The organism is Luteibacter mycovicinus, from assembly GCF_000745235.1.
Lineage (GTDB): Bacteria > Pseudomonadota > Gammaproteobacteria > Xanthomonadales > Rhodanobacteraceae > Luteibacter > Luteibacter mycovicinus.
Map to the genome: position 1 here is coordinate 4,044,215 of NZ_JQNL01000001.1, position 25,757 is coordinate 4,069,971.

Below are 25,757 nucleotides of genomic sequence, written 5' to 3' on the forward strand. Positions count from 1 at the left end.
TTACTGAGGATCGGCCGCTCGGCGACAGATCTCGCGGACGAGGCGATCCGCCAGCATTTCAGGGTCATCGATATGGGACTCGATGATCGGGATGGCCCACTCGGCGCCGGACAGGATGGCGTGCTCTTTCCAGCCGGGCCAGTCCCGCCATTCGCGCAGCGTCATCCGTCGCGATCCGCCCCGCTCGGCGTGACCGCCACCGATGGACTCGCCCACGGCGAAAAGAGCTTCGCTGAAGGCGTGGAGATAGATGCCATAGACGTGATGCGTGGCATCTTCCTCGGTCGGTGCCTGGTTCTTGTAGCTGAGGCGAAGGGCATGATGCTCGAGGGTGGCTTGCGTGACGGGTGCGGAGTTGTCGTACAGGTAGTCGGCCGTGACGTTACCTAGCAGGGGCCACGTTAATGCGCTTTCGCTATATGAGAAATGTTTGAAGGTCTGGGGATAGGCCAGCTGCGGCCAGCCCATCTCTTCCCGGGCCACGGACGCATTGAACAGGCGTATGGTCCCGTCGTCGAAAACGATGGCCAGTTGCCAGACCTCGTTGGGGACGATCGATTTGATCTTTCGGGTTGGTGAGTTCACGTCGGCGTCGTCACATCATCCCAATCCGCGCGCTCGAAACGAACGAGCCAGTTCAGGGCGTGGTGCCGTTCCCTGATGACGCCGGGAATGACGTTGGGCGGGAATTCGCGTCGTCCGAGTTCCGCTTCGCGAATGACCCAGTGCCATCGGATCGTCTCGTCGAGCGCGTCGAGAATCTCGTTTGCAGGCCGCAGGCCATGGGGCGGCGGCAGACCATGTGCTGACGCATCGAGCAGGTGCCCGGTCAGGCCGGACACGTCGCATATCTCGCCGGGAGACGGTAGTTCCGGCCACAGACCCGCCGCCCAGGCGAGGATCGCCGTGCTCTCATAACGCCACCCCATCTGGGTGACGACGTGCGTGTCGGGCGTAGCGGCCTGCAGGAACGCTTGTTCGGCCTGCGAGAAATACGAGAAGGCGGCCGGGAGCCGTTCACGTATCTGCCCGAGGTCGAGCGGGTCGTTGTCCCGTATGCCCTCGGCAAACGCGCTCACGGCGAGAAGGGCCATCACGCGTCCGGCCACCTCATCGGCAGTGCGCCACTGGACCTCGTTCTCACTGATGATAGGCGGCAGGCTGCCAGACAAGGCGATACCATCCGCCAGCAGCCTTGCTTCGCTGCGCGACTTTCGTTCCAGCGCGTCGGCGGGGTAGGGCAACTCCGCAGCGGGATCTCCCGCGCCCTGACTGTCGATCAGCACGCGGCCCTCGGGATCGCAGATCCTGCCGTCGTCGTCGAAGACGATCGCATTCGCCTGGCAGGCCCATCGAGCGAACTCGGGGAGCGCACTCGAGGACAGCATCAGGCTGACATGGTGTTGCACCCGTTGAAGGTGCCGCATCACGTGGTAACGGGTGTGAGTCATTTCCCCGTCGCCCCGGCTGAGTGTGTAGCCGATGAACCCCTCGAGGTGGCCGTGCAATTCCGGGTCGCTCAGATCGCGCTCGCCGAGGAGCGCGTGAGGGAAGGTTGGCTTCGGCAGCGGGCTGACGGTGGCATAGACATTGAGGCGGATATCGTTATCCGCGCTGCTGTTGCCCCCGGACGTTGAGAAGATGGACTTCAGGCGTGTGAACACGTGGGCTTCCCAATGCAGTGTCACCGGATTCTCGGCGAGTCCGTCGCCGGTGCCAAGAGAGACCTGTGGCAGCGGCACATCGTGCCCGCGCTGTACGCCAGGCGCGGCTTTCTGAACCCCAGATACAACAAAGCCCCGCATCGCTGCGAGGCTTCGTCTATAATTGGTGCCCAAGAGAGGACTCGAACCTCCACGGTTTTACCCGCTAGTACCTGAAACTAGTGCGTCTACCAATTCCGCCACCTGGGCAGGTGTCCCGAAGCATCGCTGCCCCGTGAGCCGCGTAGATTAGGTAGGTCGGGGAAACTTGTCAACGATTTTGCACACCGGATGTGAAACTATTTCGCGTCCCCCTTCAAAGGTTCATACGTGACAAAGAAAACTAAAGGTTCGGATGCCGCCCGCGGCCCCCGTAAACCCAAGTCCAGCCGCTCCGGCAAGGCGCTGGATCAGCACGGCCCGGCGCGTGCCGTGGTCGACCCCCATGCCGATCGCGAAGCTCAGCGCTACGAGAAGCCGATCCCCAGCCGCGAGGCCATCCTGGCGCTGTTCGAGGAGCGGGGCGAGTTGCTGGCCGAGTACGACATCGCCCGCGCCCTGAGGCTGTTCGACGAGTACGAAATCGTCGCCCTCAACCGTCGCCTGGGCGCCATGGTCCGCGATGGCCAGCTGCTGCGTAACCGCCGCGGCGACTACGCACCCGCCCAGAAGCTCAGCCTGCTGCCGGGCCGGGTCATCGCCAACGCCGAGGGCTACGGCTTCCTGCGCCCGGACGAGGGCGGAGAAGATCTCTACCTGTCGCCGCAGCAGATGCGCAGCGTGCTTCATGGCGACCGCGTGCTCGCGAGCGTCGTCGGCATCGACCGCCGTGGCCGCCGGCAGGGTGCCATCGTCGAGGTGCTGGAGCGCCGCTCGCCGCGCCTGGTCGGCCGCGTGGTCATCGAGAACGGCGTGACCCTGGTCGAGCCGGACGATCGCCGCCTGCACCAGAACATCATGATTCCTTCCGGCCGCGACGCCGGCGCCCGCTCGGGCGAGATCGTCGTGGTGGAGATCACCGATCCGCCGACCCAGCACCGTGGCCCCATGGGCACCGTGCGCGCCGTCCTCGGTGAGCGCCTGCAGCCGTCGCTGGTGGTCGAGATGGCCATTGCCAGCCACGACCTGCCGCATGAGTTCCCGCCGGAGGTCATCCGTCAGGCTGAGGAAGTCGAGCCCAAGGTGACGTCCGAAGAGCGCAAGGGCCGCACGGACATCCGCAAGCTTCCGCTGGTCACCATCGATGGCGAAGACGCGCGTGACTTCGATGACGCGGTGTATGCCGAGTCGCTGAAGGACGGCGGTTTCCGTCTCATCGTGGCGATCGCCGACGTCTCGCACTATGTGCCGGTCGGTACGCCGCTCGACGTCGAGGGTTATAACCGCAGCACGTCCACGTATTTCCCGGGCTTCGTCGTGCCGATGCTGCCCGAGACGCTTTCCAACGGCATCTGCTCGCTGATGCCAAGGGTCGAACGTCTGTGCATGGTCTGCGACATGGAGATCGACGAGGACGGCGACGTCGTACGCTCCAAGTTCTACGACGCGGTGATGTTCTCGCACGCGCGCCTCACCTATAACAAGGTCTGGCAGGCGGTGGGCGAGCGCAACGCGGACGTTCGTGACGAGATCGCCGACGTTCTGCCGCAGGTCGAAACGCTGCACAAGCTCTACAAGGTCATGGCGACGGCGCGCAAGCGTCGCGGTGCCATCGATTTCGAAACACCGGAAGTGAAGTTCCGTCTCGGTCCCGCGGGCGATGTCGAATCGATGGGCGCGTCCGATCGCAACGATGCGCACAAGATGATCGAGGAATGCATGATAGCCGCCAACGTGCAGGCGGCGCGCTTCCTGACCAAGCGCAAGATCCCCGCGCTGTATCGCGTGCATGCGCCGCCCCCGGCGGAAAAGTACGACGACCTCCTGCAGTTCCTGAAGGAGTTCAAGCTGAAGATGCCGCCGGCGGACGAAGTCACGCCAGCCGATTTCTCGGCGTTGCTGAAGAAAGTGCAGGACCGCCCGGAAGCGGAGCTGATCCAGTCCGTGCTACTGCGTGCGCAGAGCATGGCGATCTACCATCCGGAGAACCAGGGCCACTTCGGTCTGGCACTGGACGCGTATGCCCACTTCACGTCGCCCATCCGCCGTTATCCCGACCTGCTGGTACATCGTGCCATCCGCTACGCGCTGACCCGCGGCAAGCCGGCCGATTACATCTACAGCGATACGCAGATGTCCGCGATGGCGATCCACTGCTCGCAGCGTGAGCGCCGTGCCGAAGAGGCCGAGCGCGACGTGGATGAGCGTTTCAAATGCGCGTGGATGGAGAAGCACGTCGGCGAGGAATTCGCGGGCACCATCACCGGCGTCACCTCGTTCGGTCTGTTTGTCGAGCTGTCGGCCTCGCGCGTGTCGGGTCTGGTGCATGTTTCGCAGCTGCCCAACGATTACTACAAGTTCGATCCCGTACGTCACCTGTTGCAGGGTGAGCGCACGGGCGTGGCGTATCGCCTCGGTGACTACGTCAGCGTGCAGGTGCTGCGCGCCAGCCTGGAGGATCGCAAGATCGACTTCCGCCTGGTCGCACGTCTGGCCGAGTTGCCGAAGCCTGCGCCGAAGGTCGTGGCCGCGGCCAAGCCGGCGCCTCGCTCGGGCATGCTGGAGGCGGGGATGGCGATGGGCCGTGCCGCGAAGAAGGCCGTCGGCCGGATCTTCGGCAAGAAGACGGCGGCCCCGGTTGCGGTTGAAGAGCCGGTTGAGCATCATGCGCGTCCCGCGCGGGCGCCCAGGCGCGAGGCGGAGGCCGAGACCTCGTCACGAAAGCGCGGCTCCTCGGCCGGCGGTTCGCGGCAGGGCTCGTCACGCCAGGACACGGCGTCGCAAGGTGGCTCACGCCCGCGTGGCCCGCGTCAGGCTGACGAGGCACGGGCGGAGGATGCGCGTCCGTCAGGTCGTCGTGGCGCTCGTCGGGACGACAGTCGCGATGCGTCTCCCGATACCTCGGCGCGCAAAGTCACATCGAGGCGCCGTGCGGCGTCCGACGTCGCGCAGGCGCCCGTCGCAAAGAAATCCACGGCGAAGAAAAGCGCCGTAACGAAAACGGCGGCCGGTCCGGCGCCGGCGGACCAGGCCCCCGCGAAGACATCCGCAGGTCGGCGTGGGCCGCGTAAACCCAGGAGCAAGCCGCAAGCATGAGTGAGACGTGGATCGTAGGGATCAATCCGGTCGAAGGCTCTCTCGCCAACGACCCGGATCGTGTCCGTGAAGTACTGATCGAGCAGAACTCGAAGAACGCCCGTGTCAACGAGATCGCCGCGCAGGCGCGCAAGCTCGGGCTCATCGTCAAGACGGTGAGCAAGGAGCAGCTCGAGAAGCTCGGCGGCGAAGCGCGCCATCAGGGCGTCATCGCGCGGTACGAAACACCGCCGCTGCGCGACGAGAGTGCGTTGCCCGGTCTGCTCGGGGCGGCCGGTGCGGACGCGCTGGTGCTCGTGCTCGACGGTGTGACGGATCCGCATAACCTCGGTGCCTGCCTGCGCAGCGCGGCGGCCGCGAACGTCACCGCCGTGGTGATGCCTAAGGACCGCGCGGTCGGCATTACCCCCACGGTCCGTCGTGCGTCGGCCGGCGGCGCGGATCTGGTGCCGGTCATTGCCGTCACCAATCTCGCCCGCGCCCTGCGCCTGCTCAAGGACGCAGGCGTGTGGATCACGGGGATGGACGGCGATACGGATCAGTCGCTCTATGCCATCGATCTGAAGGGTCCGGTCGCGCTGGTCATGGGTAGCGAAGGTGACGGCATGCGCCGCCTTACCCGCGATACCTGTGACTTCGTGGCGAAGATCCCGATGCCGGGTGGCATGGAGAGTCTCAACGTGTCCGTCGCTACGGGTATCGTGTTGTTCGAGGCGCTGCGTCAGCGAGGTGCGAAGAAATGAGTTCGATGTTCTGGCATGACTGGGCCGGCCTGGTCGGCGTTGCGCTGGTGCTGGTCGCGTTTTTTCTGCTTCAGGCACATAAGCTGTCGGGGCAGGGGTATACGTACCAGGTGATGAACCTGCTGGGTGCCTTCGGCATCCTGCTTTCCCTGATCTTCGGCATGTTCAACCTGTCCGCGTTCGTGCAGGAACTGGCCTGGTTCCTCATCAGCGTGTACGGCATCGTGCGTGGTGTCCGGGCGCGCAAGGCGGTCGTTCCACCGGTCGTCTGAGGCATTCGGTCAGCGGGGGGTTACACCTCCTCCGTATAATGCAAAACGGACCGGCGCAATGCCGGTCCGCCCCCGGGGACGACCCCGGGGCGCGCACTATCTCCGCGGGGACGACCCCGCTCTTGCGGAGCTCACTCCCATGTATTGGTTCATCCTCGTCCTTGCCGGGCTGTTCGAGATCGCCTGGGCGGTCGGCCTGAAATACACCGAAGGGTTTTCGAAGCCGCTACCCAGCGTGCTCACGGGTGGCGCGATGCTCATCAGCATCGTCCTGCTCGCCTGGGCGACGAAAAAATTGCCGCTCGGTACGGCTTATGCGGTGTGGACAGGCATCGGTGCCGTCGGCGCCGTGACGCTCGGCATCATCCTGTTCGGCGAGTCGGCGCAGCCGTTGCGGCTGCTTTGCGTCGGACTGATCGTCGTCGGGATTATTGGGTTGAAGCTGACGTCGGCGACGTAAAACGCCGGCAGGGCGGTTGCCCTGCCGGCCGCCTCTTATTTATCGAAATCCGGATTCGCGGTGGTGTCGCGCTTGGTGCGCGGGGCCACCAGCGGCTCGCCGTGGACGACGAACCAAACGTTCTCGGCGATGTTGGTCGCGTGGTCGCCGATGCGCTCGATGTTCTTTGCCATGAACAGGAGGTGGGTGCAGGGCGTGATGTTGCGCGGGTCTTCCATCATGTACGTCAGCAGCGCGCGGAAGACGACCGTATAGGCCTCGTCCAGATCCGCATCCGACTTCCACACTTCATAAGCGGCTTCGGCGTCCTGCTCGTCGTACGCCTTGAGCACGTTGCGCAACTGGTCCGCGGCCAGCTCGGCCAGGTTTTTCAGGCCGCCGGCGGCGGTGATCGGGGCGACGCGGCTGAGCGGGATGGAACGTTTGGCCACGTTGGCGGCGTAGTCGCCGATGCGCTCGATGTCGGCGGCGATACGCAGCGCGGCGAATACGTTGCGCAGGTCGCCGGCGATCGGCGCGCGCAGGGCGAGCAGACGCACGACGTCCTGGCTGATTTCCTGCTCGAGCGAATCGAGTGCGTCGTCGTTGTCGACCACGCGCTGGGCGGCGCGCTCGTCACGACGTTCGACAACGTCGATGGCGGCTTCGAGCTGCGCGACGGCGATCTCGCCCATGCGGACGATTTCGCCGGTGAGACGCTTCAGTTCGTCGTCGTAGCTCTTGATGATGTGCTGGTGCGGAGTATTCATCGCGGGACCTCGAAATAGGGGGCGCTCAGCCGAACCGGCCGGTGATGTAGTCTTCGGTCTGCTTCTTGTCCGGCTTGGTGAAGATCTTCTCGGTCCGGTCGAACTCGATGAGCTCGCCCATGTACATGAACGCGGTCATGTCCGAGCAGCGCGCAGCCTGCTGCATGTTGTGCGTCACGATGACGATGGTGAACTGGCTCTTGAGCTCCTCGACCAGCTGCTCGATGCGGCTCGTGGCGATCGGATCCAGCGCGGAGGTCGGCTCGTCGAGCAGCAGCACTTCCGGCTTCAGGGCGATGCCGCGGGCGATGCACAGACGCTGCTGCTGGCCGCCGGAGAGGCCGAGTGCGCTCTGCTTGAGCTTGTCCTTCACCTCGTCCCACAGCGCGGCGCCACGCAGCGCCTGCTCGACACGGCCCTCCATGTCGGTGCGGTTGAGCTTTTCGTGGTGACGAATGCCGTAAGCGACGTTCTCGAAAATCGTCATGGGGAACGGCACCGGCTTCTGGAACACCATGCCGACCTTGCTGCGCAGGCGGTTGAGCGAGTACTTCGGGTCGAGGATGTTCTCGCCGTCGAGCACGATCTCGCCGCTGGCGCGCAGGTTCGGGTAGATCGCGTAGATGCGGTTGAAGATGCGCAGCAGGGTGGACTTGCCGCAGCCCGACGGACCGATGATGGCGGTGACCTTCTTCTCCGGTACGTCCATGGCGATGTGCTTCAGCGCATGGAACTCACCGTAATGGAAGTTGAGGTCGCGCACGGTCATCTTCGCCGGCACCTGGCCGAGGTCGACGGCGGCGGCATGCGGCGAGGTGCCGAATCCCGGCTTGGAGGCGACTTCGTTCATCTTAGTCATGGGACACCTTGGAACGCGAGAAGGCGAGGCGGGCGATCAGGCTGAGCGCCAGCACGAACATGGTCAGGACGAAAGCACCGGCCCAGGCGAGCGTGTTGATGTCCGGGCTCGGGTCCTTGGTGTACTCGTAGATGACCTGGGGCAGGCTCGGCATCTTGTCGATCGGGTTGAACGTCATGAAGTTGTTGCCGAACGCCGTGAACAGCAGCGGCGCGGTTTCACCGCTGATGCGGGCCAGGGCCAGCAGGATGCCGGTGACGATACCCGAGCGCGCCGAACGCACCAGGATCTGCATCGTCAGCTTCCACTGCGGGACACCCAGCGACAGTGCCGCTTCGCGCAGCGTGCCGGGTACCAGGCGGAGCATTTCATCCGTGGTGCGGACGATGACGGGCAGGGCGATCAGCGCCAGCGCGATGCCGCCAGCGATGCCCGAGAACGTCACGTCGCCATTGGTCAGCCATTTGGACGGCAGGACGATCACCGTGTAGACGAACAGACCGAGCACGATCGACGGCGCCGACAGCAGGATGTCGTTGAGAAAACGGATCGTGGGACCGAGCTTCGAGCGGCGCGAATACTCGGCGAGCCAGGTGCCCGCGGCCACGCCGATCGGCGTGGCGATGAGGATACCCAGCACGTTGAGGATCAGGCTGCCGACCATGGCATTGGCCAGGCCACCCTCTTCGCGATACGCCGTGATCTTGGTGAACAGCTGCGGCTTGAGCCCGGCGAGGCCCTGGCTCAGCGTCTCCCACAGGATCCACGCGAGGAAGAGCAGGCCGATGCAGGTCGCCACGATGCTGAAGGCCATCGCGAGGATGTTCTTGATCCGGCGCCTGGTATAGAGCGAGGCGGACATCAGTTGCCCTCCTTCGAAGCCAGGCGGCGGAGCATGAGTCTCGCGATCATCAGCACGATGAAGGTCACCACGAAGAGCAGGAAGGCGATCGCCATGAGCGCGGACTTCTGCAGACCCTCGGCTTCACCGAACTGGTTGGCGATGGTCGAGGCGATCGTACTGCCGGTTTCGAGCAGCGACGGCGTGAACTTGAAGGTGTTGCCGATGACGAAGGCCACCGCCATCGTCTCGCCGAGCGCCCGGCCCAGGCCGAGGAACACGCCGCCGATCACGGCCGTGCGGGTGTAGGGGACGACGATGTCCCAGACCACTTCCCACGTGCTGGAGCCCAAGGCGTAAGCGGACTCCTTCAGGCGGGTGGGCACGGTCTGGAAGACCTCGCGCATCACGGAAGAGATGAACGGGATGATCATCACCGCTAGCACCAGTCCCGCGGTGAGCACACCGGCGCCGAAGAACGGGTACTCGCTGGAGAAGAACTTCGCGATAAAGGGCACGTGCTGGACCAGCCACGACACCTTGCCGTCCGGCGGGTCCGCGCTGAAGTTGTTCATCAGCCACGGCTTGACGTTCTCCGCCACGAATGGGGCGAAGATGAAGAGACCCCACATGCCGTAGATGATCGATGGAATGCCGGCCAGCAGTTCGATGGCCGAGCTGACCGGACCGCGCATCCAGCCAGGGGCGATCTCGGTAAGAAAGAGGGCGATGCCGAAACTGACCGGCACGGCGAATATCAGGGCGATGATCGCGGTGCCGACCGTGCCGACCACCGGCACCAGGGCGCCGTACTGGTTGTTGCTCGGATCCCACACGGCGCTGGTGAGAAAGCCCCAGCCGAAGGTGGCGAACGCGTCGCGGCCCAGCCAGAGCGTGGAAGCGGCGGCGCCGACGAGGCAGAGCAGAACGAGCAGGGCGCAGGCCTTCAGGGCCCAGCCGAACAGCCGGTCGTTACGCGTATCCCGCGCGTTCCGGGACGCTTCCGCCTGACGTTCCTGGTCGGGCACGGCGTTGCTGACGGTGGCGTGCATGATGGGTTCGGGTTCCCGGGAGCCTATGCAAACGTGTGGGTCGCCGTCCCTGTCGGAACGGCGACCCCCTTTGACGATACTCTGGACCGGCTATATGACAGCCGGTCCGTTGAGACCGGATGGATCAGTTCTTGAACTCGGCAGCCCAGTAGGCTTCGATCTGCTGGACGAGAGCCGGCGGCAGCGCGACGTAGTCGAGCGAAGCGGCCTGCGACTGACCCTTCTCGAGCGACCACTTGAAGAAGTCGAAGGCGACCTTGCTGTGCGAGGCGTTCTTGGACTTCTTGTACATGATGACCCACGTCGTAGCCGTAATCGGCCACGCCTGTGCGCCCGGGGCGTTGGTCATGATCAGGTTGAAGTCCTTGGCCGACTTCCAGTCGGCCGTGGAGGCGGCAGCGGCGAACGCGTCGGCGTTCGGCTGGACCCACGTACCGGCAGCGTTCTGCATCTGCGTGTACGAGAGCTTGTTCTTGGTGGCGTAAGCGTATTCGACATAGCCGATCGAGCCCGGGATCTGACGGACGTACTGCGAGACGCCCTCGTTACCCTTGCCGCCGACGCCGGCCGGCCATTCGACGGCCGTGCCGAACTTCACCTTGGACGCCCACTCCGGGTTGACCTTGGACAGGTAGTTAGTGAAGTTGAACGAGGTGCCCGAACCGTCCGAACGGTGCACGACGGTGATCTTGACGTCCGGAATCTTCACGCCCGGATTCAGGGCGGCGATGGCCGGGTCGTTCCAGCGGGCAATCTTGCCCAGGTAGATGTCGCCCAGCAGCTTGCCGTCGATCTTCAGCTGGCCCGGGGCGATGCCCTGCAGGTTGACGATGGGCACGATGCCACCGACGACGACCGGGAACTGGCCTAGACCGAATTTGGTGAGGTCTTCAGCGCTCATCGGAGCATCGGACGCGCCGAAGTCGATGGTGCCTTCCTTGATCTGGGCGATACCCGCACCCGAACCGACGGACTGATAGTTCAGCTTGTTGCCGGTGGCTTCGGCGTACGTCGCCGACCACTTCGACAGGACCGGGTAAACGAAGCTCGAGCCGGCGCCCGTGATGTCGGTGGCCTGGGCGGACATGCCGAACAGGGAAGCGGCGACGAGCGCAGCGATGCGGAGTTTACGTGTGAACACGGAGTAGTCCTCGGATGGATGAGTGTCAGGCGTTGACCGCCTGGGGCCGTATTGCAGCCCTGCCGTGTTGCAATGAGACGTACTGAATGTTGCAGCGATATGACAGCATCCGATTTGCTGTCATATTCATGAACTTACGAAATGCCTCAGACTTCGATCGGGGCCGTCTGGTCGCGCTCCGCGAGTTCCAGGCGGCGCCAGCGATTGACGATTTCACAGAAAAGCTCGGCGGTGCGCTCGGCGTCATAGATCGCCGAATGGGCTTCGCGGCTGTCGAACGGGATGCCGGCGGCCAGTACGGCCTTGCTCAGGACCGTCTGTCCGTAGGCGAGGCCGCCCAGCGTGGCCGTGTCGAAGCAGCTGAAAGGATGGAACGGATTGCGCTTGTGCCCCACGCGGCGCACGGCCGCATTAAGGAAGGCCAGATCGAATGCGGCGTTATGGCCCACCAGCACGGCGCGCTGGCACTCCGAGGCCTTGACCGCCTCGCGCACCGCATTGAAGACGTGATCCAGGGCCTGACGCTCGGGCAGGGCGCCGCGGAACGGGTGGTCCGGATCGATGCCGGTGATCTCGAGGGACCGCGGGTCGATATTGGCGCCCGGGAAGGGCTCCACGTTGGCCGCGACGGCCGGCTGGGGGACGAGCAGGCCCGATGGCTCCATGGTGACGGCCACCACGGCGATCTCCAGCAGCGCGTCACGCTCCGAATCGAATCCCCCGGTTTCCACATCCACGATCACGGGCAGAAAGCCCCGGAACCGCGCGGCCATCGTCGAAGCGGTGCTGTTACTGGTCGTATCCATGCGTCAAGGATATCAGCCGGGGGGCCATCCGGCGTCCGTCTGTGCCGTCCGTGTTAAGCGGATGTGCGCATGTCTTCGATCTGTAACAAAAATTGCATTGAACGGTAAACGCCACGGCCCATCCTTCGCGCCGTTGGCCCCGCTTGAGGTTTTTCGGACAGAAAAAGCTCAGTGGGGACACAGGGGACCACACACATTCTAAAAACCAAGCGGAGAAATCCCATGCGTTCCAAGTTGCTCACGGTGGCCATCGCCGCCGGTCTGGGCCTGACGAGCTTCTCGGCCCTCGCCGCGACGCAGAAGTCGCAGCAGCCGGCCCGCGTCACGGTCGACGCCGCCACCCTCCAGCAGCTGCAGGCGCAGCTGGCCGCCCTCCAGAGCCAGGTCGCCGACCTTCAGGCCAAGCAGGAAGCCCAGGCTGACGCGCAGATCGAGACGGCCAAGGCCGTGAACGACGTGCAGGTGACCGCCGCCAAGCCGGCCGACGAGCTCGCGAAGAAGCTCGACGCGCTGAACAAGCTGGTGGACAACACGAAGATCGGCGGCACGATGTTCTTCGACGTGACCAATCAGGATCACGACGAGAAGATCGGCAACGGCCGTTCGATCCAGAAGGATGGTCACGGTTCGGTCAACGGCACGGGTTTCGACGTCAAGCGCTTCTACCTGACCGTCGACCACAAGTTCAACGACACCTGGTCGGCCAACCTGACGACCGACTTCAGCTACCAGTCGTCGCTCTCGTCCACGAGCCTGTTCGTGAAGAAGGCCTACGTGCAGGGCAAGTTCGACCAGCTGTTCACGGTGCGCTTCGGTGCATCCGACATGCCCTGGATCCCGTTCGTCGAGAAGTGGTACGGCTACCGCTACGTCGAGAACACCATCACCGATCGCTCGTTTGAAGGTGGTCGCAGCGGTGGTACCGCAACCGCCGGCGGCGTCGGCGCCTTCGGCAACTCGTCCGACTGGGGTATCCACGCGATGGGTGCCACTACCGGCGACAACTCGGTCAACTACCAGGTGTCCGTGGTCAACGGTCGCGGCTACCGCAACCTGAGCCGCTCCAAGAGCGTCGACACGGAAGCCCGCCTCGGCTACTCGCCGATCGAGCAGATGGTCATCGCCATCGGCGGTTACAGCGGCAAGCGCGGCAACGACGTCGAGGCTGGCGCCCCGACCCGTACGGCGACTCGCGGCGATGCCCTGCTGGCGTGGCGCGACAAGACCTGGGGCGTCGGCGCGGAATATTTCCACACCGAAAACTGGGACGACATCCTGAAGTATCAGGGTACGGGCGCCGGCACCGGCGTGGCCACCGGCACGACCAAGGACAAGGCCGACGGTTACTCGCTCTGGGCTGACTGGAAGTTCTACGACCAGTTCGCCGTCTTCGCTCGTTACGACAAGGTCGACTACAAGTACGACAACCTGGTCAACGTCGAAGAGAAGATCAAGGACAAGTACTACAACGCCGGCGTCTCGTACGACGTGCTGAAGAACCTGAAGCTGGCCCTCGTCTACAAGCACAACAAGCTCGACGGCCCGTTCGCTACCCCTTACCACTACAAGACCAACGAAGTGGGCTTCTGGGGCATGCTGACCTTCTGATCGATATCGGAACGGAGTTCTGCTCAGGGACGAACCGGACGGCGGGCGCAAGCCCGCCGTTTTTTTGCCTGACGCGGCCATGCGTTCGTGGTAACTGACGCTGTCAGCGAATTCACGTTGCGAATGATCTCAGGCAGCCAATGGTCTTTCGGACGTCCATATCTGAATAAGCGCAGGCCGCTTCGTGCCCCGTCACCGGCAAAAAACCGTTGCCACGTCACGTTTCAGCACACAAAAATGCCCCAAGCCTGAATTTGTTGCATCGCCACACTTGCGAACGTCATGAAGCCTGTCGTAGGTTCGGGCTCATGCAGACCCTTTTCGCCCCCGCCATGCGCCGCTTCGCGAGCACGATTTTCGTGTTCTTCGCGTTGTTCGTCGCGTGCGTCGGCGTCAATGCGGCGCCCTCCGCCAGCGGCCTCGCCGCGGCGGTGGCTTCCCAGGAACACGCGGCGCAGCACGCGCTGGCGGTTGCTGACGACACGGCCTCGTTCGACGATCAGGATCCCGTGCCGTCGCTGGAAGACAACAGCGGCGGCCTCGACGATACCTTCGACGTCCCCCCTCAGCATGTCGTGACGATTCCCCACGTCAGCACCTCCCGTCATGCGGACGTCCGGCCGGCGCCTCACGCGCATCATCCCAGCCTCGAGCTGCGGCCTCCGATCGTCTGATCGGTCCGGCGCCTTCGCGCGCCGACAGCCCCACCTTCTTTTTCTCACCTGCAGTTTTCGTGCGCTGGCAATCCGCCAGCCGCCGCGAGCGTGCGCGCTCGTGCCTTGTTTTTGCCAACGAAGAGAGAAACCACCATGGAACGTCTCATCCAGGGCTTCGATAATTTCCGCCGCAACATGACCGACGATCAGCGCGAGGTATTCGCCAAGCTGGCGTCCGGCCAGACGCCGCATACGATGTTCATCACGTGTGCCGACTCGCGCATCATGCCGGAGCTGATCTTCAACGCTCAGCCGGGCGACCTGTTCGTTTACCGCAACGTCGGCAACATCGTCCCGCCGTACGCGCAGCACGTCAGTGGCGTGGTCGCCGCCATCGAATACGCGGTGACGGCGCTGAAGGTGCAGCACATCGTCATCTGCGGCCACTCGGACTGCGGCGCGATGAAGGCGCTGCAGAACCCGGCGGCGCTGAAGGGCAAGCCGTCGGTCGAGCAGTGGCTGAAGCACGCCGACGTGGCTCGCTACGTCGTCGCCGAGAATCGTCCGACCATCCTGGGCGAAGAGGGTCTGCGTTATCTCACCGAAGAAAACGTCGTCGGCCAGTTGGAACACATGCGCACGCTGCCCGCCGTCGCAGCCGCGATCGCCAACGGCAGCCTGCGTATTCACGGCTGGATCTACGACATAGCCAACACCGAAATCACCGCCTTCGATCCATTGGAAGGAAGGTTCCGTCCCCTCGTCGCCGGCGATGCACACGCGCCGGACGCGACACCGCACGCGCGTTTCTCCACGCCCGTGCCGGTAGCAAACGCCGCTTAAGGAAGGCACGACATGCGCGCATACTTTTCCCAGGGCCTCTTTGGCCGCGACCTCCTCGGCTCGGTGGTCGTCTTTCTTGTCGCTCTGCCTCTGTGCATGGGTATCGCGATCGCGTCGGGCATGCCGCCCAGCGCAGGACTGATCACCGGCATCGTGGGCGGAATCATCGTCGGTTCGATCGCGGGGTCGCCGCTGCAGGTCAGCGGTCCCGCGGCGGGCCTCGCGGTCCTGGTGTTTGAACTTGTGCGCGAGCACGGCGTGGCCGCTCTTGGCCCCGTCGTGCTGCTTGCCGGCCTGATTCAGATCGTCGCCGGTCTGTGCAAAGTCGGCGTCTGGTTCCGGATGACGTCGCCAGCGGTGGTCGCCGGCATGTTGTCCGGCATCGGCATCCTGATCGTCGCGTCCCAGTCCCATGTGTTGCTGGACGCGATTCCGAAAGCACGCGGTCTCGAAAACTTCGCGGCGCTCCCCTCCGCAGCGTGGGAATCGGTCACCGGTGCCGCGGAAGGGCAGGCCCCCGCCGCCCTGATGATCGGCCTGGGCACCATTGCGATCATGCTCGGCTGGGAGAAGCTGCGCCCGGCGAAGCTCCGCTTCGTGCCGGGTGCCTTGCTCGCGGTGGTTGCGATGACGCTCATCGCGCAACTGACGGCGGTGGACGTCAAGCGAGTCGACGTGCCCGCGAACCTGTTTTCGGCGGTGAGCCTGCCGAGCATGGGTAGCCTCTTCGGACTGTTCGACGCGTCGCTGCTGGTCGCGGCGGCGACGTTTGCGTTCATCGCCAGCGCGGAGACGCTGCTCTCCGCGGCAGCGGTGGATCGCATGCACAACGGCGTGCGTACGAACTACGACCGCGAACTGACGGCGCAGGGCGTCGGCAATCTGATCTGCGGTTTCCTCGGTGCGTTGCCGATGACGGGTGTGATCGTGCGTAGCGCCGCGAATGTGCAGGCCGGCTCAGCCACACGTATGGCGTCGATCCTGCACGGCGGCTGGTTGCTGGCCTTCGTGATGCTGCTTCCGTGGTTGATGCGCATGACGCCCATCTCCTGCCTGGCCGGCATCCTGGTCTTTACCGGCGTGAAGATGGTCAATCCCGGCCAGATCAAGACGCTGGCGGCGTACGGCAAAGGTACGGCGGCGGTCTATGTCGCGACGACCGTGGCTATCGTTGCCACCGACCTGCTGACCGGCGTGATCGTCGGCTTCGGTCTCTCGCTGTTCCGCCTGGCGCTGTTGTCGTCGAAGCTCAAGATGGACGTGCAGCACCACGACGAGCCGGGTCAGGCGACGCTCCACCTCGAGGGTTCCGCGACGTTCCTCAAGGTGCCGACGATGGCACGCAAGCTGGAGGCCGTGCCGGCCAATACGCGCCTCAGCGTGCGGATGGATCGCCTGGTGCATGTCGACCAGGCGTCGCTGGAGCTATTGCGGGAGTGGGGGCAGAACGCCTCGAAACGCGGCTGCGAACTCGTCGTGGACTGGCACGAACTGGGACGGCGGGTCGAGGGTTCCAGACAGGCTGCGTAGGAGCGCGCCTCGCACGCGACATTCCCTCGCGAAGAAGAAAAGCCGGCTCAGGCCGGCTTTGTCTTCTGTTTATAAGCGCACAGGTCGATGATCGCGCAGTTCGGACACTCCGGCTTACGCGCCTTACAAACATAACGCCCGTGCAGGATCAGCCAGTGATGCGCATCCTGGATGAACTCTTTCGGGATGACCTTCTCGAGCTTGTCTTCAACCTTGCGTACATCCGGCCCGGGTGCCAGCCCCGTGCGGTTGGCCACCCGAAAAATGTGCGTGTCGACGGCAATCGTCGGCTGGCCGAACGCCGTGTTGAGCACCACATTGGCGGTCTTGCGACCGACGCCCGGCAGTTCTTCGAGCGCCTCGCGTGACTGCGGTACTTCGCCGTCGTAACGATCCACGAGAATCCGGCTCATGGCGATCAGGTTCTTCGCCTTGTTGTTGTAGAGCCCGATCGTGCTGATGTACGTCTTGAGTTTTTCGAGCCCCAGATCGAGGATCTTCTGGGCCGTATTGGCCACCGGAAACAGCTTGCGCGTCGCCTTGTTCACGCCGACGTCGGTGGCCTGCGCGGACAGCGCCACGGCGGAAAGCAGCTCGAACGGCGTGGTGTATTCGAGTTCGGTTTTCGGATGCGGATCCAGCTCGCGCAGGCGGCTGAACATCTCGACCACGTTGGCTTTTTTCACGGAGTGTCCTTCTTCCGCAGCCTCGCGCGGGCGAGCGCTTCGAGGACCGCGTTGCGTGCGGTGGGCGCGGCGACCACGGCCTTATTCGCTTCGAGCTGGCGTTCGCGCTCGGCACGCTCCTGAGCAAGACGTGCCTCACGGCGCTGGAAATGACGTCGCGCCGCGTCGGCGTGCTCGCGGTCGTCCGCCTGTGCCAGCGGCATCGGATCGAGCCGGATGCAGTCGACGGGGCAGGCGGGTACGCAGAGTTCGCAGCCGGTGCACAGATCGCTGACCACGGTGTGCATCACTTTGGATGCACCGAGGATCGCATCGACCGGGCACACCTGGATGCACTTGGTGCAGCCGATGCAATCGGCTTCGACGATGCGCGCGAGCGTGCGCGGCTTCTCCACGCCATGCGTCGGATCGAGCGGCACCACGGGACGATCGAGCAGGGCGGCCAGACGGGCTATGCCGATGGCACCACCCGGCGGGCAGCGATCGATGCCCGCTTCATCGGCGGCGATCGCCTCCGCGTAGGGGCGGCAGCCATGGAAACCGCACTGCTCGCACTGGGTCTGCGGCAGGAGCGTGTCGATGCGGTCGGCGAGCGTTGGCGTCATGGCTGGCGCGTTGCCGGGTCGTGTTTAGCGGACGGTGGCGCCCGGCGCCGCACCCTGGTCGGCGTCGAGGAGGAACAGGTCCGCGCCGCCGTCACCGGCGGACAGGATCATGCCCTCGGACAGACCGAAGCGCATCTTGCGCGGCGCGAGGTTGGCGATGAAGACCACGTTGCGGCCGACGAGCTTCTCCGGCTCGCCATACGCGGCGCGGATGCCCGAGAAGATCTGGCGCGTGCCGAGCGTGCCGGCATCCAGTTCGAAGCGGAGCAGCTTGTCCGAGCCTTCGACAAACTCGCAGACGGTCACCTTGCCGATACGCAGGTCGAGCCTGGCGAAGTCGTCGATGGAAATGGTGGCGGCGGTATCGGTGGAGGCGGTAGCGGTGGCGTCGGTCATGGGCTTCGGAGCTTCTTTGGGTTTCTTGGCGGGCCTGGCTTCCGCGGCGGCTTCGCGAGCCTGCTCAGCGGGAGTCAGCGATTCTTTCGAGGCGTCGACCATGGCGGCGATCTTCTTCGGATCGAGACGTCCGAACAGCGGCGAGAACGCATTGACGGTGTGGCCGAACAGCTCGCGGCGTGCGTCGGCGAACGTCGCGATCGGCGCGCCGAGGAATGCCTCAGCGGCGGCGACGGTGGTCGGCACGATGGGCTTGAGCAGGCCGGACAGCAGGCGGAACGCGTTGATCGCGAACGAGCAGACCTGCTGCAGTTCGTCGCGGCGCGCCTCGTCCCTGGCGATCACCCAGGGTGCCTTGGCTGCGATGTAGCCGTTGACCGCATCGGACATCGACACAAACCGGCGCGTCGCTTCGGCATATTCGTCGGCTTCGTAGACGGCTTCGATGCCTTCGTACTGTGCCAGGAGGTCCTTCCACAGTGCGGTCGCCTCGTCGTCGAAGCGATCGGACAGCTTGCCGGCGAAATGCGTGTGCAGGAAGCCCGCCGTACGGCTGGCGATGTTCGCCCACTTGCCGACCAGATGCGAGTTGACGCGTTCCTCGAACGACTTGAGGTCAAGGTCGACGTCGATCGGCTGCGGGCCAAGCATGGTGGCGAAGTAGTAGCGCAGGGCTTCCGGGTCGAGGCCGGAGTCCAGGAACGTGCGCGCCTGAATGAAGGTGCCGCGCGACTTGGACATCTTCGCGCCGTTGACCGTCAGGTAACCGTTGGTATGCAGCGCGGTTGGCACGCGCATACCCGCGCCGTGCAGCATCGCCGGCCAGAAAAGGCCATGGAAGTTGATGATGTCCTTGCCGACGAAGTGGTGCATTTCGGCGGTGCTGTCTGCACGCAGGAAGTCGTCGAAGACGATGCCCTTGCGCTCGCACAGTGCCTTGAACGAGGCGAGGTAACCCGCCGGTGCGTCGAGCCACACGTAGAAGAACTTGCCCGGCGCGTCGGGGATCGGAAATCCGAAATACGGCGCATCGCGCGAGATGTCCCAGTCACGCAGGCCGCCGTCGATCCATTCCGCCAGCTTGGCGACGACGCTGCTGTTGGCGGTGGGCTTACCGTCGGTGTACTTGCCCGCGAACCAGTCGCGCAGCAGCTGCTCGAACTTGCCGAGCTCGAAGAAGTAATGCTCGGAGTCACGCAGCACGGGGGTAGCGCCCGACATCACCGAGTACGGGTTGATCAGATCGGTCGGTGCGTAGGTGGCGCCGCAGTTCTCGCAGTTGTCGCCGTACTGGTCTGGCGTGCCGCAGTTGGGGCAGGTGCCCTTGATGTAGCGGTCCGGCAGGAACATGTCACGCGTGGGGTCATACAGCTGCTGGATGTCGCGGCGGGCGATATACCCGGCATCACGCAGGCGCACGTAGATGTCCGTCGCGATTTCCCGGTTTTCCGGGGAATGCGTCGTGTGGTACTGGTCGTAGCTGAAGTGGAAGTCGGTGAAATCCGCTTCGTGCGACGCGCGGATACCCGCGATGTATTCCTCAGGCGTCAGCCCGACCTTCTCGGCGGCCAGCATGATCGGCGTGCCGTGGGCGTCCTCACCGGCGACATACCAGACCTCGTTGCCCTGCATTCGCTGCGCCCGCGCCCAGATGTCGGCTTCGATGTAGCCGAGCATATGGCCCAGATGAAGCGGGCCGTTGGCGTAGGGTAGAGCGTTGGTAACCAGGATGCGGCGGGCCATGAGGATCGCGGTCTGCTTTGGGACCGGGGATTATGGCATGCGAAGGGGGCGACGGGCCCCTGGCCCCCGCCCCCGTAGGAGCGCGCCTTGCGCGCGATGTCTTTGATTATTCCGCCCGCACCCATTCCTGGCTGCGACCGATCAGCGAAAATCCGATATACCCGTGCACATCGAGCTTTTTGCCGCCGTCCTCGAGCTTAAGGGTCACCTTGTAGATCTTGCCCTTGGCCGGGTCGAGGATCTGACCGCCGGACCACTCGTCGCCGTCCTTCTTCAGGCCCCACATGATGGTCATGCCTTCGATGGGCTTGTTCTTGCGCTCCCCATCGCACTCGGAGCAGACCGGGTGAGGACCGTGGTCGGATTTGAGCACCTCCACGACCTTGCCTTCCAGCAGACCGCCGTGCTCGGTGATCTCGACGATCGACTTCACTTCGTGGGTCTTGTCGTCGATGGTCTTCCACTTGCCGACCGGGGTATCCGTGGCGGCGAAGGCGGGGAGGGCGCTCGCGACGAGGGCGAGGGCAGCGGCGGTGCGGATCAGGGACTTCATAGGATGGCGGTGCTCCCCATACGGTAAGGTACGGCCGGAGCCTGACGAGCGGCGGCAGCCCCGTCAAGCTGCATCGCGCCACGAGGCAAGGCTGCGGCGCCCGGGCCCCGCGCCAACGTGCGGGCCCGGTCGAGGCACGCTAGCTGGCATAATGGGCGATCTTCGATTTTGCTCAACTCTCCCCATGACCCAGCCCAGCGAATCCCTCGTCCGCGGTGTCCTCGACCGCGTTATCGACCCGCACTCGGGACAGCCGTTCGGCGCCGCCGTGCGTGCGGTGGGCGTCGATGGCGACCGTGTCTCCGTCGACATCCAGCTCGGTTACCCCGCCGTGGGCTATGTCGCACAAGCGGCGGAGCAGGCCCGCCAGGCCCTCGAGGCCGAGCCGGGCATCGCCTCGGCCGCCGTGTCGGTCACCTGGCGCGTGCATCCCCACAAGGTGCAGGGCCAGTTGTCTCCCATGGCTGGGGTGAAGAACATCATCGCCGTCGCGTCGGGCAAGGGCGGGGTAGGCAAATCCACGGTGTCAGTGAACCTGGCGCTGGCGCTGGTGGCCGAAGGCGCCCGGGTCGGCATCCTGGACGCCGATATCTACGGCCCCAGCCAGCCGCGAATGCTCGGATTGTCAGGAAAACCGGTTTCTCCTGACGGCAAAAGCATCGAGCCGATGCACGCCCATGGCCTGCAGGCGATGTCCATCGGCGTACTGATCGACGAGGACACCCCCATGATCTGGCGTGGTCCCATGGTTACCCAGGCGCTGATGCAGTTGCTGAACGACACGCGCTGGGACGACCTGGATTACCTCATCATCGACCTGCCGCCGGGAACCGGCGACATCCAGCTGACCCTCTCGCAGAAGGTGCCGGTCTCCGGTGCCGTCATCGTCACCACGCCGCAGGACATCGCGCTGCTCGACGCGCGCAAGGCGCTGGGCATGTTCCGCAAGGTGGAGGTGCCGGTGCTCGGCGTCATCGAGAACATGGCGACGCACATCTGCACGAACTGCGGTCACGAGGAGCACATCTTCGGCCACGGCGGCGGCGCACGGATGGCGGAAGAAGCCGGTATCGCCTATCTGGGGGATCTGCCGCTCGACATCCGCATCCGTCAGCAGTCGGACGATGGCAAGCCCACCGTGGCGGCGATCCCGGAATCCGATCTGGCCGCGCGTTATCGCGCCATCGCCCGGTCCACGGCGGCAAAACTGTCCCTGCAGGCCCGCAACAAGGCGATCTCTTTCCCCAAGATCGTCATCCAGAACACCTGAAAGTAGCGTCTTCGACGACGTTCCTATACCTTTCCGGCTCCAGCGAGGGAGACAAGTACGTGAGCATCAAGTCCGACAAGTGGATCCGCCGCATGGCCGAGCAGCACGGCATGATCGAGCCGTTCGCGCCCGGTCAGGTCAAGGAGCGCGACGGTCACCGGCTGGTCTCGTATGGCACCTCGAGCTACGGCTACGACGTCCGTTGCGCCGATGAGTTCAAGGTGTTCACCAACATCAACTCGACCATCGTCGATCCGAAGGCGTTCGATGAGCGCAGCTTCGTCGACGTCAAATCCGACGTCTGCATCATTCCGCCGAATTCCTTCGCGCTGGCGCGCACGGTCGAGTACTTCCGCATTCCGCGTCAGGTCCTGACCATCTGCCTCGGCAAGAGCACCTACGCCCGCTGCGGCATCATCGTCAACGTGACGCCGCTCGAGCCGGAGTGGGAAGGCCACGTCACCCTCGAGTTCTCGAACACGACGCCGCTGCCCGCAAAGATTTACGCCAACGAGGGCGTTGCCCAGATGCTCTTCCTCGAATCCGATGAGGAGTGTGAGGTGTCCTACGCCGATCGCGGCGGCAAGTACCAGGGCCAGCGCGGCGTCACCCTGCCGAGTACCTGAACGGCCTTCCGGTCGCATCCGCGCCCGATAGGGGCGCGGGGTAAACTTCCCACTTTCACGAAACGCCGATCCACGGAGACACCGCATGATCCGAGTTCCCAACCTCCTGTCCCGCGCCGCCGCGGCGATGCTCCTCGCCAGCATGCTGGTGCTCGCCGGTTGCCACAGCGGTGCCACGAAGAACGACCCCGTCGCCAAAGAGCAGGGCCAGTTCGACGTCACGATCAAGGCCTATAAGAGCGGCCAGTTCGTCGTGGACAACGCGGTGCTTTCCGCCGCCGACACCGGCAGCCATTTCGCCTACCTGAAAGACCAGGGCAAGCTGCCGAAGACGGTCCTGCTGATCCCGAGCGACGACTCCAAGATCCGTGACATCCATCTTGGCTTCATGGCCCGCATGCAGCTGGACTACGGCTTTGCCGTGTATTACGACAAGAAGGGCGAGCTCACCCGCCTGAACGCCGTCGAAGAGAAGGCCCGCCAGCTCGAGGACACCCCGCAGAAGGCCGCGTTGCCGGACCGCATGCAGGGTAAGGAAGCCTCCAGCGGTGCCTACGACCCGCAGACGCAGCAGTAAGCCCTCAGGTCTTCTGCTCGAAAAAAGCCCGGAGGCTCGCGCCTCCGGGCTTTTTTGTTCCTGCCGGGCCCGTTCCTTGCTGGCGCCGTCTCGGTTGGCCGCGGCTCTTGTAGGAGCCAGCCCTGCTGGCGATGGGTGGTGCGGCATCAGCTCAGGCCGAGCAGTTCCCGCAACGCCTCGACCCGCTTCTCCGCCTCACCAGCCGCATAAGGCTCCGCCTTGCCAAACCCCCACACCGGCCCCGGCCACGCCGCATCGCCCTCGGTTCTGGCGACAACGTGGACGTGGAGCTGGCGCACGATGTTCCCGAGCGCCCCGATATTGAGCTTGTCGCACGGTGCCACGGCACGAAGTGCGCTCCCGGCGAGGCCGGCCTCCTGCCAGAGCAGGGCGCGTTCCTCGTCGGGAAGATCCGAAACCTCGACCAGCCCCGCTCTCCGCGGCACCAGCACCAGCCACGCATAGCGCGCGTCCCGCATCAGCAGGACGCGGCTCAGAGGGAGGTCGCCGACGACGAGGGTGTCACCGGCGAGCCGCGGATCGAGGTCGAACGCCTCGCTCATGCCAGTTCGCGGGCGAAGAAGGCGAGGGTGCGCTCCCAGGCCAGCTTTGCGCTCGGCTCGTCGTAGCTGGCGCGTGCGTCGCAATTGAAGCCGTGGTCGGCCGGGTAAACCCAGGTATCCATTTCCGGTTTCAGTTCACGGTGCTTCTCGACCATCTCGGGCGGGATGGAGTGGTCACGCTCGCCGAAATGGAAGATCACGTTGGCCTTGGCCGGTTCGCTCAGGAAGGGCACGTTGCGCGAGCCGTAGTAGCTGGACGAGGGCAAGCCGAGACGCAGGGCCGCCAACGCCGCGACGGTACCGCCCCAGCAGTAGCCCACCGTGCCGACCTTGACCTTGTACTGGTCGGCGATCAGCTTCGCGGCGATGCCCACATCCTGCATCGGGCGCAGAAGACCCAATTCGCCGATGAGCTTGACGCCCTTCTGCATACCGTCCTGGTCGTAGCCAAGCTCGACATCCTTCTCGACCGGGTCGAACAGCGCCGGCGCGATGGCGACGTAGCCTTCGGCCGCGAAACGGTCCGCCACGCTGCGGATATGGGCGTTGACGCCGAAGATCTCCAGGATCACCACGACGCCACCCTTCGGGGTGCCGGTCGGCTCGGCGAGGTAGGCGTCCATGCTTTCGTGCGGGCGTGAGGTGTCGAGGATCAGGGTACGGCCCATGGGGCGAATCTCCGGAGATGGTAGGAATACCCGTAAGGGTAACCCGGCCGCATGTCGGCGGGATGTGCGTGAAGGCCTGTCTGGGCCCGGTGGTCGCGAGGCAGCACTGGTTTGGCAGCGGCGGGCGCGTGTAGTGTTCCGCCGTATCCAACACGGAAATGGAATCAGCCTGTGGCAGTCGCCAGCATGAAATTCAGTGAACTTGAGACCTCGGCACTCGAGCTGAACGTGCTCTACGAACAGCTCGAGGTCAAGCGGTGGGGGCGTGTCTGGACGACGCAGGAACTCGCCCTTGGTTTCGTAGGTGACGTCGGCGATCTGGCCAAACTGATTCAGGCGAATGCGGGTGTCCGGGACATCGATGACTGCAAAGCCAAACTCGGTCATGAATTGTCGGACTGCCTATGGTCGATCATGGTACTAGCCAACAAGTGCGGCATCGACCTGGAAAACGAGTACGTGAGAAACACCAGCGAACTGATCGAATACGTCTCCGGCGAGCTGCGCACCTGAGAAAATGGCCGTGTTCAAGGAAGAAGCAATGACTCACGGACAGCGCAACAATTTTGATGCACTGAGGCAATTTAGCGCCTTCCTCGTGCTGATCAGCCATCAGTTCGCTCTGTCCGGACGCGCTGAACCAAGGTTTGTCGGGGATCATTCGTTCGGTAACCTCGGTGTGCTCATTTTCTTTTCAATCAGCGGCTATCTGGTCACATCCAGTTGGTTGAAAGACCCCCATATTCTGCGCTTTACCGCCCGTCGCGCCCTCCGGATGATGCCGGCCCTTTGTGTATCAATTCCGCTGACGCTTGCAGTGATAGCTGTGCTTGGACTGACGGGATTTCCTCAAAACCCAAGACACCTCACCAACGGATCACTCTGGACCATTCCGTACGAGGTCTATTGTTATGGACTACTTATCGCTGCCGGAATCGCAACGCGACGTCCTTCCATCGTGTTGGTCGTGGGAATTTTTGGGTATTTCGCGCTTTCAGGTCTTCAGTCCGGAGAGAGTTTCCTCGCGGACTTCGGGCTCTTCTTCGCTGCAGGAAGTCTGTTGCGGGCCTGTCCGTACCTCCGCAAACCCCTGCCGACCCTGTTCTCCCTGGTCATGGGCTATGCGCTCATCCGCATTGATCAGACAAAACTCGGGCTCGCCTTTGTCATTCCATCGCTGACCGTCGCGATTGGCCTGCGGTCATGGGCTGGCCTGCGAGACATCTCGAAAATCGGCGATCTCTCCTACGGCATCTACATCTACGCATGGCCCATGCAGCAGATAGGAGTAGCACTCTTGGGGCGGGAAACGCCTTACCTTGAACTGCTGTCCATCACCGTGCCCGTTACGGTTGCCCTGGCCGCTGCCTCGTGGCACATCGTCGAAAAGAAGGCTCTCCGCTTCAAGCCGGGTCGGCCATTTGGAAATAGCGCGCCAGGCAGGGCACGCGTCGTTTCGGAAGCGGACCTTCATTAAGCTTTACACCGAGGTGTTGATTCAGGAGATTTGGGCGGCCTGAAGGCCTTGGGGGCCAGACGTGAAGGGCCGCCCGGCCGCGTGGCCGCCAACCCGCTATAATGCCCGGCTTCCTATACCCCCGGTACCCACGGC

General features: G+C 64.2%; 27 protein-coding genes and 1 tRNA gene. 13 read left to right on the plus strand and 15 right to left on the minus strand.

Going from position 1 to position 25,757, the window contains the following annotated elements; translation table 11 throughout:
• The 3 genes from FA85_RS21210 to FA85_RS18040 all read right to left on the minus strand — a co-directional run bounded on the left by FA85_RS21210 (position 1) and on the right by FA85_RS18040 (position 1,913).
• Positions 1-585 carry a hypothetical protein gene (locus tag FA85_RS21210; RefSeq protein WP_051943745.1) on the minus strand — a complete coding sequence of 195 codons (585 nt, stop codon included), beginning with the start codon at positions 583-585 and terminating at the stop codon, positions 1-3.
• Positions 582-1,838 carry a DUF4272 domain-containing protein gene (locus FA85_RS18035; protein ID WP_156108759.1) on the minus strand — a complete coding sequence of 419 codons (1,257 nt, stop codon included), beginning with the start codon at positions 1,836-1,838 and terminating at the stop codon, positions 582-584. The genes FA85_RS21210 and FA85_RS18035 overlap by 4 nt, the downstream gene beginning before the upstream one ends.
• A tRNA-Leu gene (locus tag FA85_RS18040) sits at positions 1,829-1,913 on the minus strand. Before FA85_RS18040 ends, FA85_RS18035 begins: the two co-directional genes overlap by 10 nt.
• Positions 1,914-2,135: 222 nt before the next feature.
• Between FA85_RS18040 and rnr the strand changes: the two genes are divergently transcribed.
• The 4 genes from rnr (at position 2,136) to sugE (ending at position 6,373) form a co-directional block, all read left to right on the plus strand.
• Positions 2,136-4,898 carry a ribonuclease R gene (gene rnr, locus FA85_RS18045; RefSeq protein WP_156108851.1) on the plus strand — a complete coding sequence of 921 codons (2,763 nt, stop codon included), beginning with the start codon at positions 2,136-2,138 and terminating at the stop codon, positions 4,896-4,898.
• Positions 4,895-5,641, plus strand: a complete 747-nt coding sequence (gene rlmB, locus FA85_RS18050) for a 23S rRNA (guanosine(2251)-2'-O)-methyltransferase RlmB (protein WP_036114192.1) — start codon at positions 4,895-4,897, stop codon at positions 5,639-5,641. Before rnr ends, rlmB begins: the two co-directional genes overlap by 4 nt.
• The gene (locus tag FA85_RS18055; protein ID WP_036114189.1) at positions 5,638-5,913 is read left to right on the plus strand and encodes a CBU_0592 family membrane protein; all 276 of its coding nucleotides are present in this window, start codon (positions 5,638-5,640) and stop codon (positions 5,911-5,913) included. Before rlmB ends, FA85_RS18055 begins: the two co-directional genes overlap by 4 nt.
• 139 nt (positions 5,914-6,052) lie before the next feature.
• Positions 6,053-6,373 (plus strand): quaternary ammonium compound efflux SMR transporter SugE, encoded by a 321-nt coding sequence (gene sugE / locus FA85_RS18060; protein ID WP_036114186.1) that lies wholly within the window; start codon positions 6,053-6,055, stop codon positions 6,371-6,373.
• A gap of 35 nt (positions 6,374-6,408) precedes the next feature.
• Here the strand turns inward: sugE and phoU are convergent, their stop codons facing one another.
• From phoU to rnt, 6 genes are all read right to left on the minus strand, one after another.
• Positions 6,409-7,122 (minus strand): phosphate signaling complex protein PhoU, encoded by a 714-nt coding sequence (gene phoU / locus FA85_RS18065; protein WP_036114183.1) that lies wholly within the window; start codon positions 7,120-7,122, stop codon positions 6,409-6,411.
• A 25-nt stretch (positions 7,123-7,147) separates the two neighbouring features.
• Positions 7,148-7,972 (minus strand): phosphate ABC transporter ATP-binding protein PstB, encoded by an 825-nt coding sequence (gene pstB / locus FA85_RS18070; RefSeq protein WP_036114180.1) that lies wholly within the window; start codon positions 7,970-7,972, stop codon positions 7,148-7,150.
• 1 nt (position 7,973) lies between these two features.
• Positions 7,974-8,843 carry a phosphate ABC transporter permease PstA gene (gene pstA, locus FA85_RS18075; RefSeq protein ID WP_036114177.1) on the minus strand — a complete coding sequence of 290 codons (870 nt, stop codon included), beginning with the start codon at positions 8,841-8,843 and terminating at the stop codon, positions 7,974-7,976.
• Entirely contained in the window at positions 8,843-9,874 is a 1,032-nt protein-coding gene (gene pstC / locus FA85_RS18080) for a phosphate ABC transporter permease subunit PstC (RefSeq protein WP_051943743.1), read from the minus strand. The genes pstA and pstC overlap by 1 nt, the downstream gene beginning before the upstream one ends.
• Before the next feature lie 124 nt (positions 9,875-9,998).
• Complete coding sequence (gene pstS / locus FA85_RS18085; RefSeq protein WP_036114174.1) at positions 9,999-11,015, minus strand: phosphate ABC transporter substrate-binding protein PstS; 1,017 nt, start codon at positions 11,013-11,015, stop codon at positions 9,999-10,001.
• A gap of 146 nt (positions 11,016-11,161) precedes the next feature.
• A complete protein-coding gene (gene rnt, locus FA85_RS18090; protein ID WP_036114172.1) occupies positions 11,162-11,821 on the minus strand; it encodes a ribonuclease T in 660 nt (219 codons plus the stop codon).
• Between the two features lie 222 nt (positions 11,822-12,043).
• Between rnt and FA85_RS18095 the strand changes: the two genes are divergently transcribed.
• The 4 genes from FA85_RS18095 (at position 12,044) to FA85_RS18110 (ending at position 16,458) form a co-directional block, all read left to right on the plus strand.
• A complete protein-coding gene (locus FA85_RS18095) occupies positions 12,044-13,429 on the plus strand; it encodes a porin (protein ID WP_036114169.1) in 1,386 nt (461 codons plus the stop codon).
• Between the two features lie 308 nt (positions 13,430-13,737).
• A complete protein-coding gene (locus tag FA85_RS18100) occupies positions 13,738-14,103 on the plus strand; it encodes a hypothetical protein (RefSeq protein WP_036114167.1) in 366 nt (121 codons plus the stop codon).
• 135 nt (positions 14,104-14,238) lie between these two features.
• On the plus strand, positions 14,239-14,928 hold the full coding sequence (locus FA85_RS18105) for a carbonic anhydrase (protein WP_036114164.1): 690 nt from the start codon (positions 14,239-14,241) through the stop codon (positions 14,926-14,928).
• 12 nt (positions 14,929-14,940) lie between these two features.
• Positions 14,941-16,458: a SulP family inorganic anion transporter gene (locus FA85_RS18110; protein WP_036114160.1), complete on the plus strand. Its 1,518-nt coding sequence runs from the start codon at positions 14,941-14,943 to the stop codon at positions 16,456-16,458.
• 47 nt (positions 16,459-16,505) lie between these two features.
• On the opposite strand, the gene nth is transcribed toward FA85_RS18110, so the two are convergent.
• From nth to FA85_RS18130, 4 genes are all read right to left on the minus strand, one after another.
• Positions 16,506-17,120 (minus strand): endonuclease III, encoded by a 615-nt coding sequence (gene nth, locus FA85_RS18115; protein ID WP_156108850.1) that lies wholly within the window; start codon positions 17,118-17,120, stop codon positions 16,506-16,508.
• A gap of 20 nt (positions 17,121-17,140) precedes the next feature.
• Positions 17,141-17,749 (minus strand): RnfABCDGE type electron transport complex subunit B, encoded by a 609-nt coding sequence (locus FA85_RS18120; protein WP_036114155.1) that lies wholly within the window; start codon positions 17,747-17,749, stop codon positions 17,141-17,143.
• A 24-nt stretch (positions 17,750-17,773) separates the two neighbouring features.
• Positions 17,774-19,888: a methionine--tRNA ligase gene (metG, locus tag FA85_RS18125; RefSeq protein ID WP_036114152.1), complete on the minus strand. Its 2,115-nt coding sequence runs from the start codon at positions 19,886-19,888 to the stop codon at positions 17,774-17,776.
• A gap of 106 nt (positions 19,889-19,994) precedes the next feature.
• A complete protein-coding gene (locus FA85_RS18130) occupies positions 19,995-20,441 on the minus strand; it encodes a DUF2147 domain-containing protein (RefSeq protein WP_036114148.1) in 447 nt (148 codons plus the stop codon).
• Between the two features lie 184 nt (positions 20,442-20,625).
• On the opposite strand from FA85_RS18130, the gene apbC reads away from it, so the two are divergent.
• The 3 genes from apbC to FA85_RS18145 all read left to right on the plus strand — a co-directional run bounded on the left by apbC (position 20,626) and on the right by FA85_RS18145 (position 22,914).
• Complete coding sequence (gene apbC, locus FA85_RS18135) at positions 20,626-21,711, plus strand: iron-sulfur cluster carrier protein ApbC (protein WP_036114144.1); 1,086 nt, start codon at positions 20,626-20,628, stop codon at positions 21,709-21,711.
• A gap of 59 nt (positions 21,712-21,770) precedes the next feature.
• Positions 21,771-22,337 carry a dCTP deaminase gene (gene dcd / locus FA85_RS18140; RefSeq protein ID WP_036114141.1) on the plus strand — a complete coding sequence of 189 codons (567 nt, stop codon included), beginning with the start codon at positions 21,771-21,773 and terminating at the stop codon, positions 22,335-22,337.
• Positions 22,338-22,422: 85 nt separating this feature from the next.
• On the plus strand, positions 22,423-22,914 hold the full coding sequence (locus FA85_RS18145; RefSeq protein ID WP_036114138.1) for a hypothetical protein: 492 nt from the start codon (positions 22,423-22,425) through the stop codon (positions 22,912-22,914).
• Between the two features lie 146 nt (positions 22,915-23,060).
• Here FA85_RS18145 and FA85_RS18150 read toward each other — a convergent pair whose 3' ends face one another.
• Complete coding sequence (locus tag FA85_RS18150; RefSeq protein ID WP_036114134.1) at positions 23,061-23,477, minus strand: HIT domain-containing protein; 417 nt, start codon at positions 23,475-23,477, stop codon at positions 23,061-23,063.
• Entirely contained in the window at positions 23,474-24,145 is a 672-nt protein-coding gene (locus FA85_RS18155) for a dienelactone hydrolase family protein (RefSeq protein ID WP_036114132.1), read from the minus strand. Before FA85_RS18155 ends, FA85_RS18150 begins: the two co-directional genes overlap by 4 nt.
• Before the next feature lie 186 nt (positions 24,146-24,331).
• On the opposite strand from FA85_RS18155, the gene FA85_RS18160 reads away from it, so the two are divergent.
• Both FA85_RS18160 and FA85_RS18165 read left to right on the plus strand, forming a co-directional pair.
• Positions 24,332-24,658 carry a nucleoside triphosphate pyrophosphohydrolase family protein gene (locus tag FA85_RS18160; RefSeq protein ID WP_036114129.1) on the plus strand — a complete coding sequence of 109 codons (327 nt, stop codon included), beginning with the start codon at positions 24,332-24,334 and terminating at the stop codon, positions 24,656-24,658.
• Between the two features lie 10 nt (positions 24,659-24,668).
• Entirely contained in the window at positions 24,669-25,622 is a 954-nt protein-coding gene (locus FA85_RS18165) for an acyltransferase family protein (protein ID WP_197056589.1), read from the plus strand.
• The last annotated feature ends 135 nt before the right edge of the window (positions 25,623-25,757 follow it).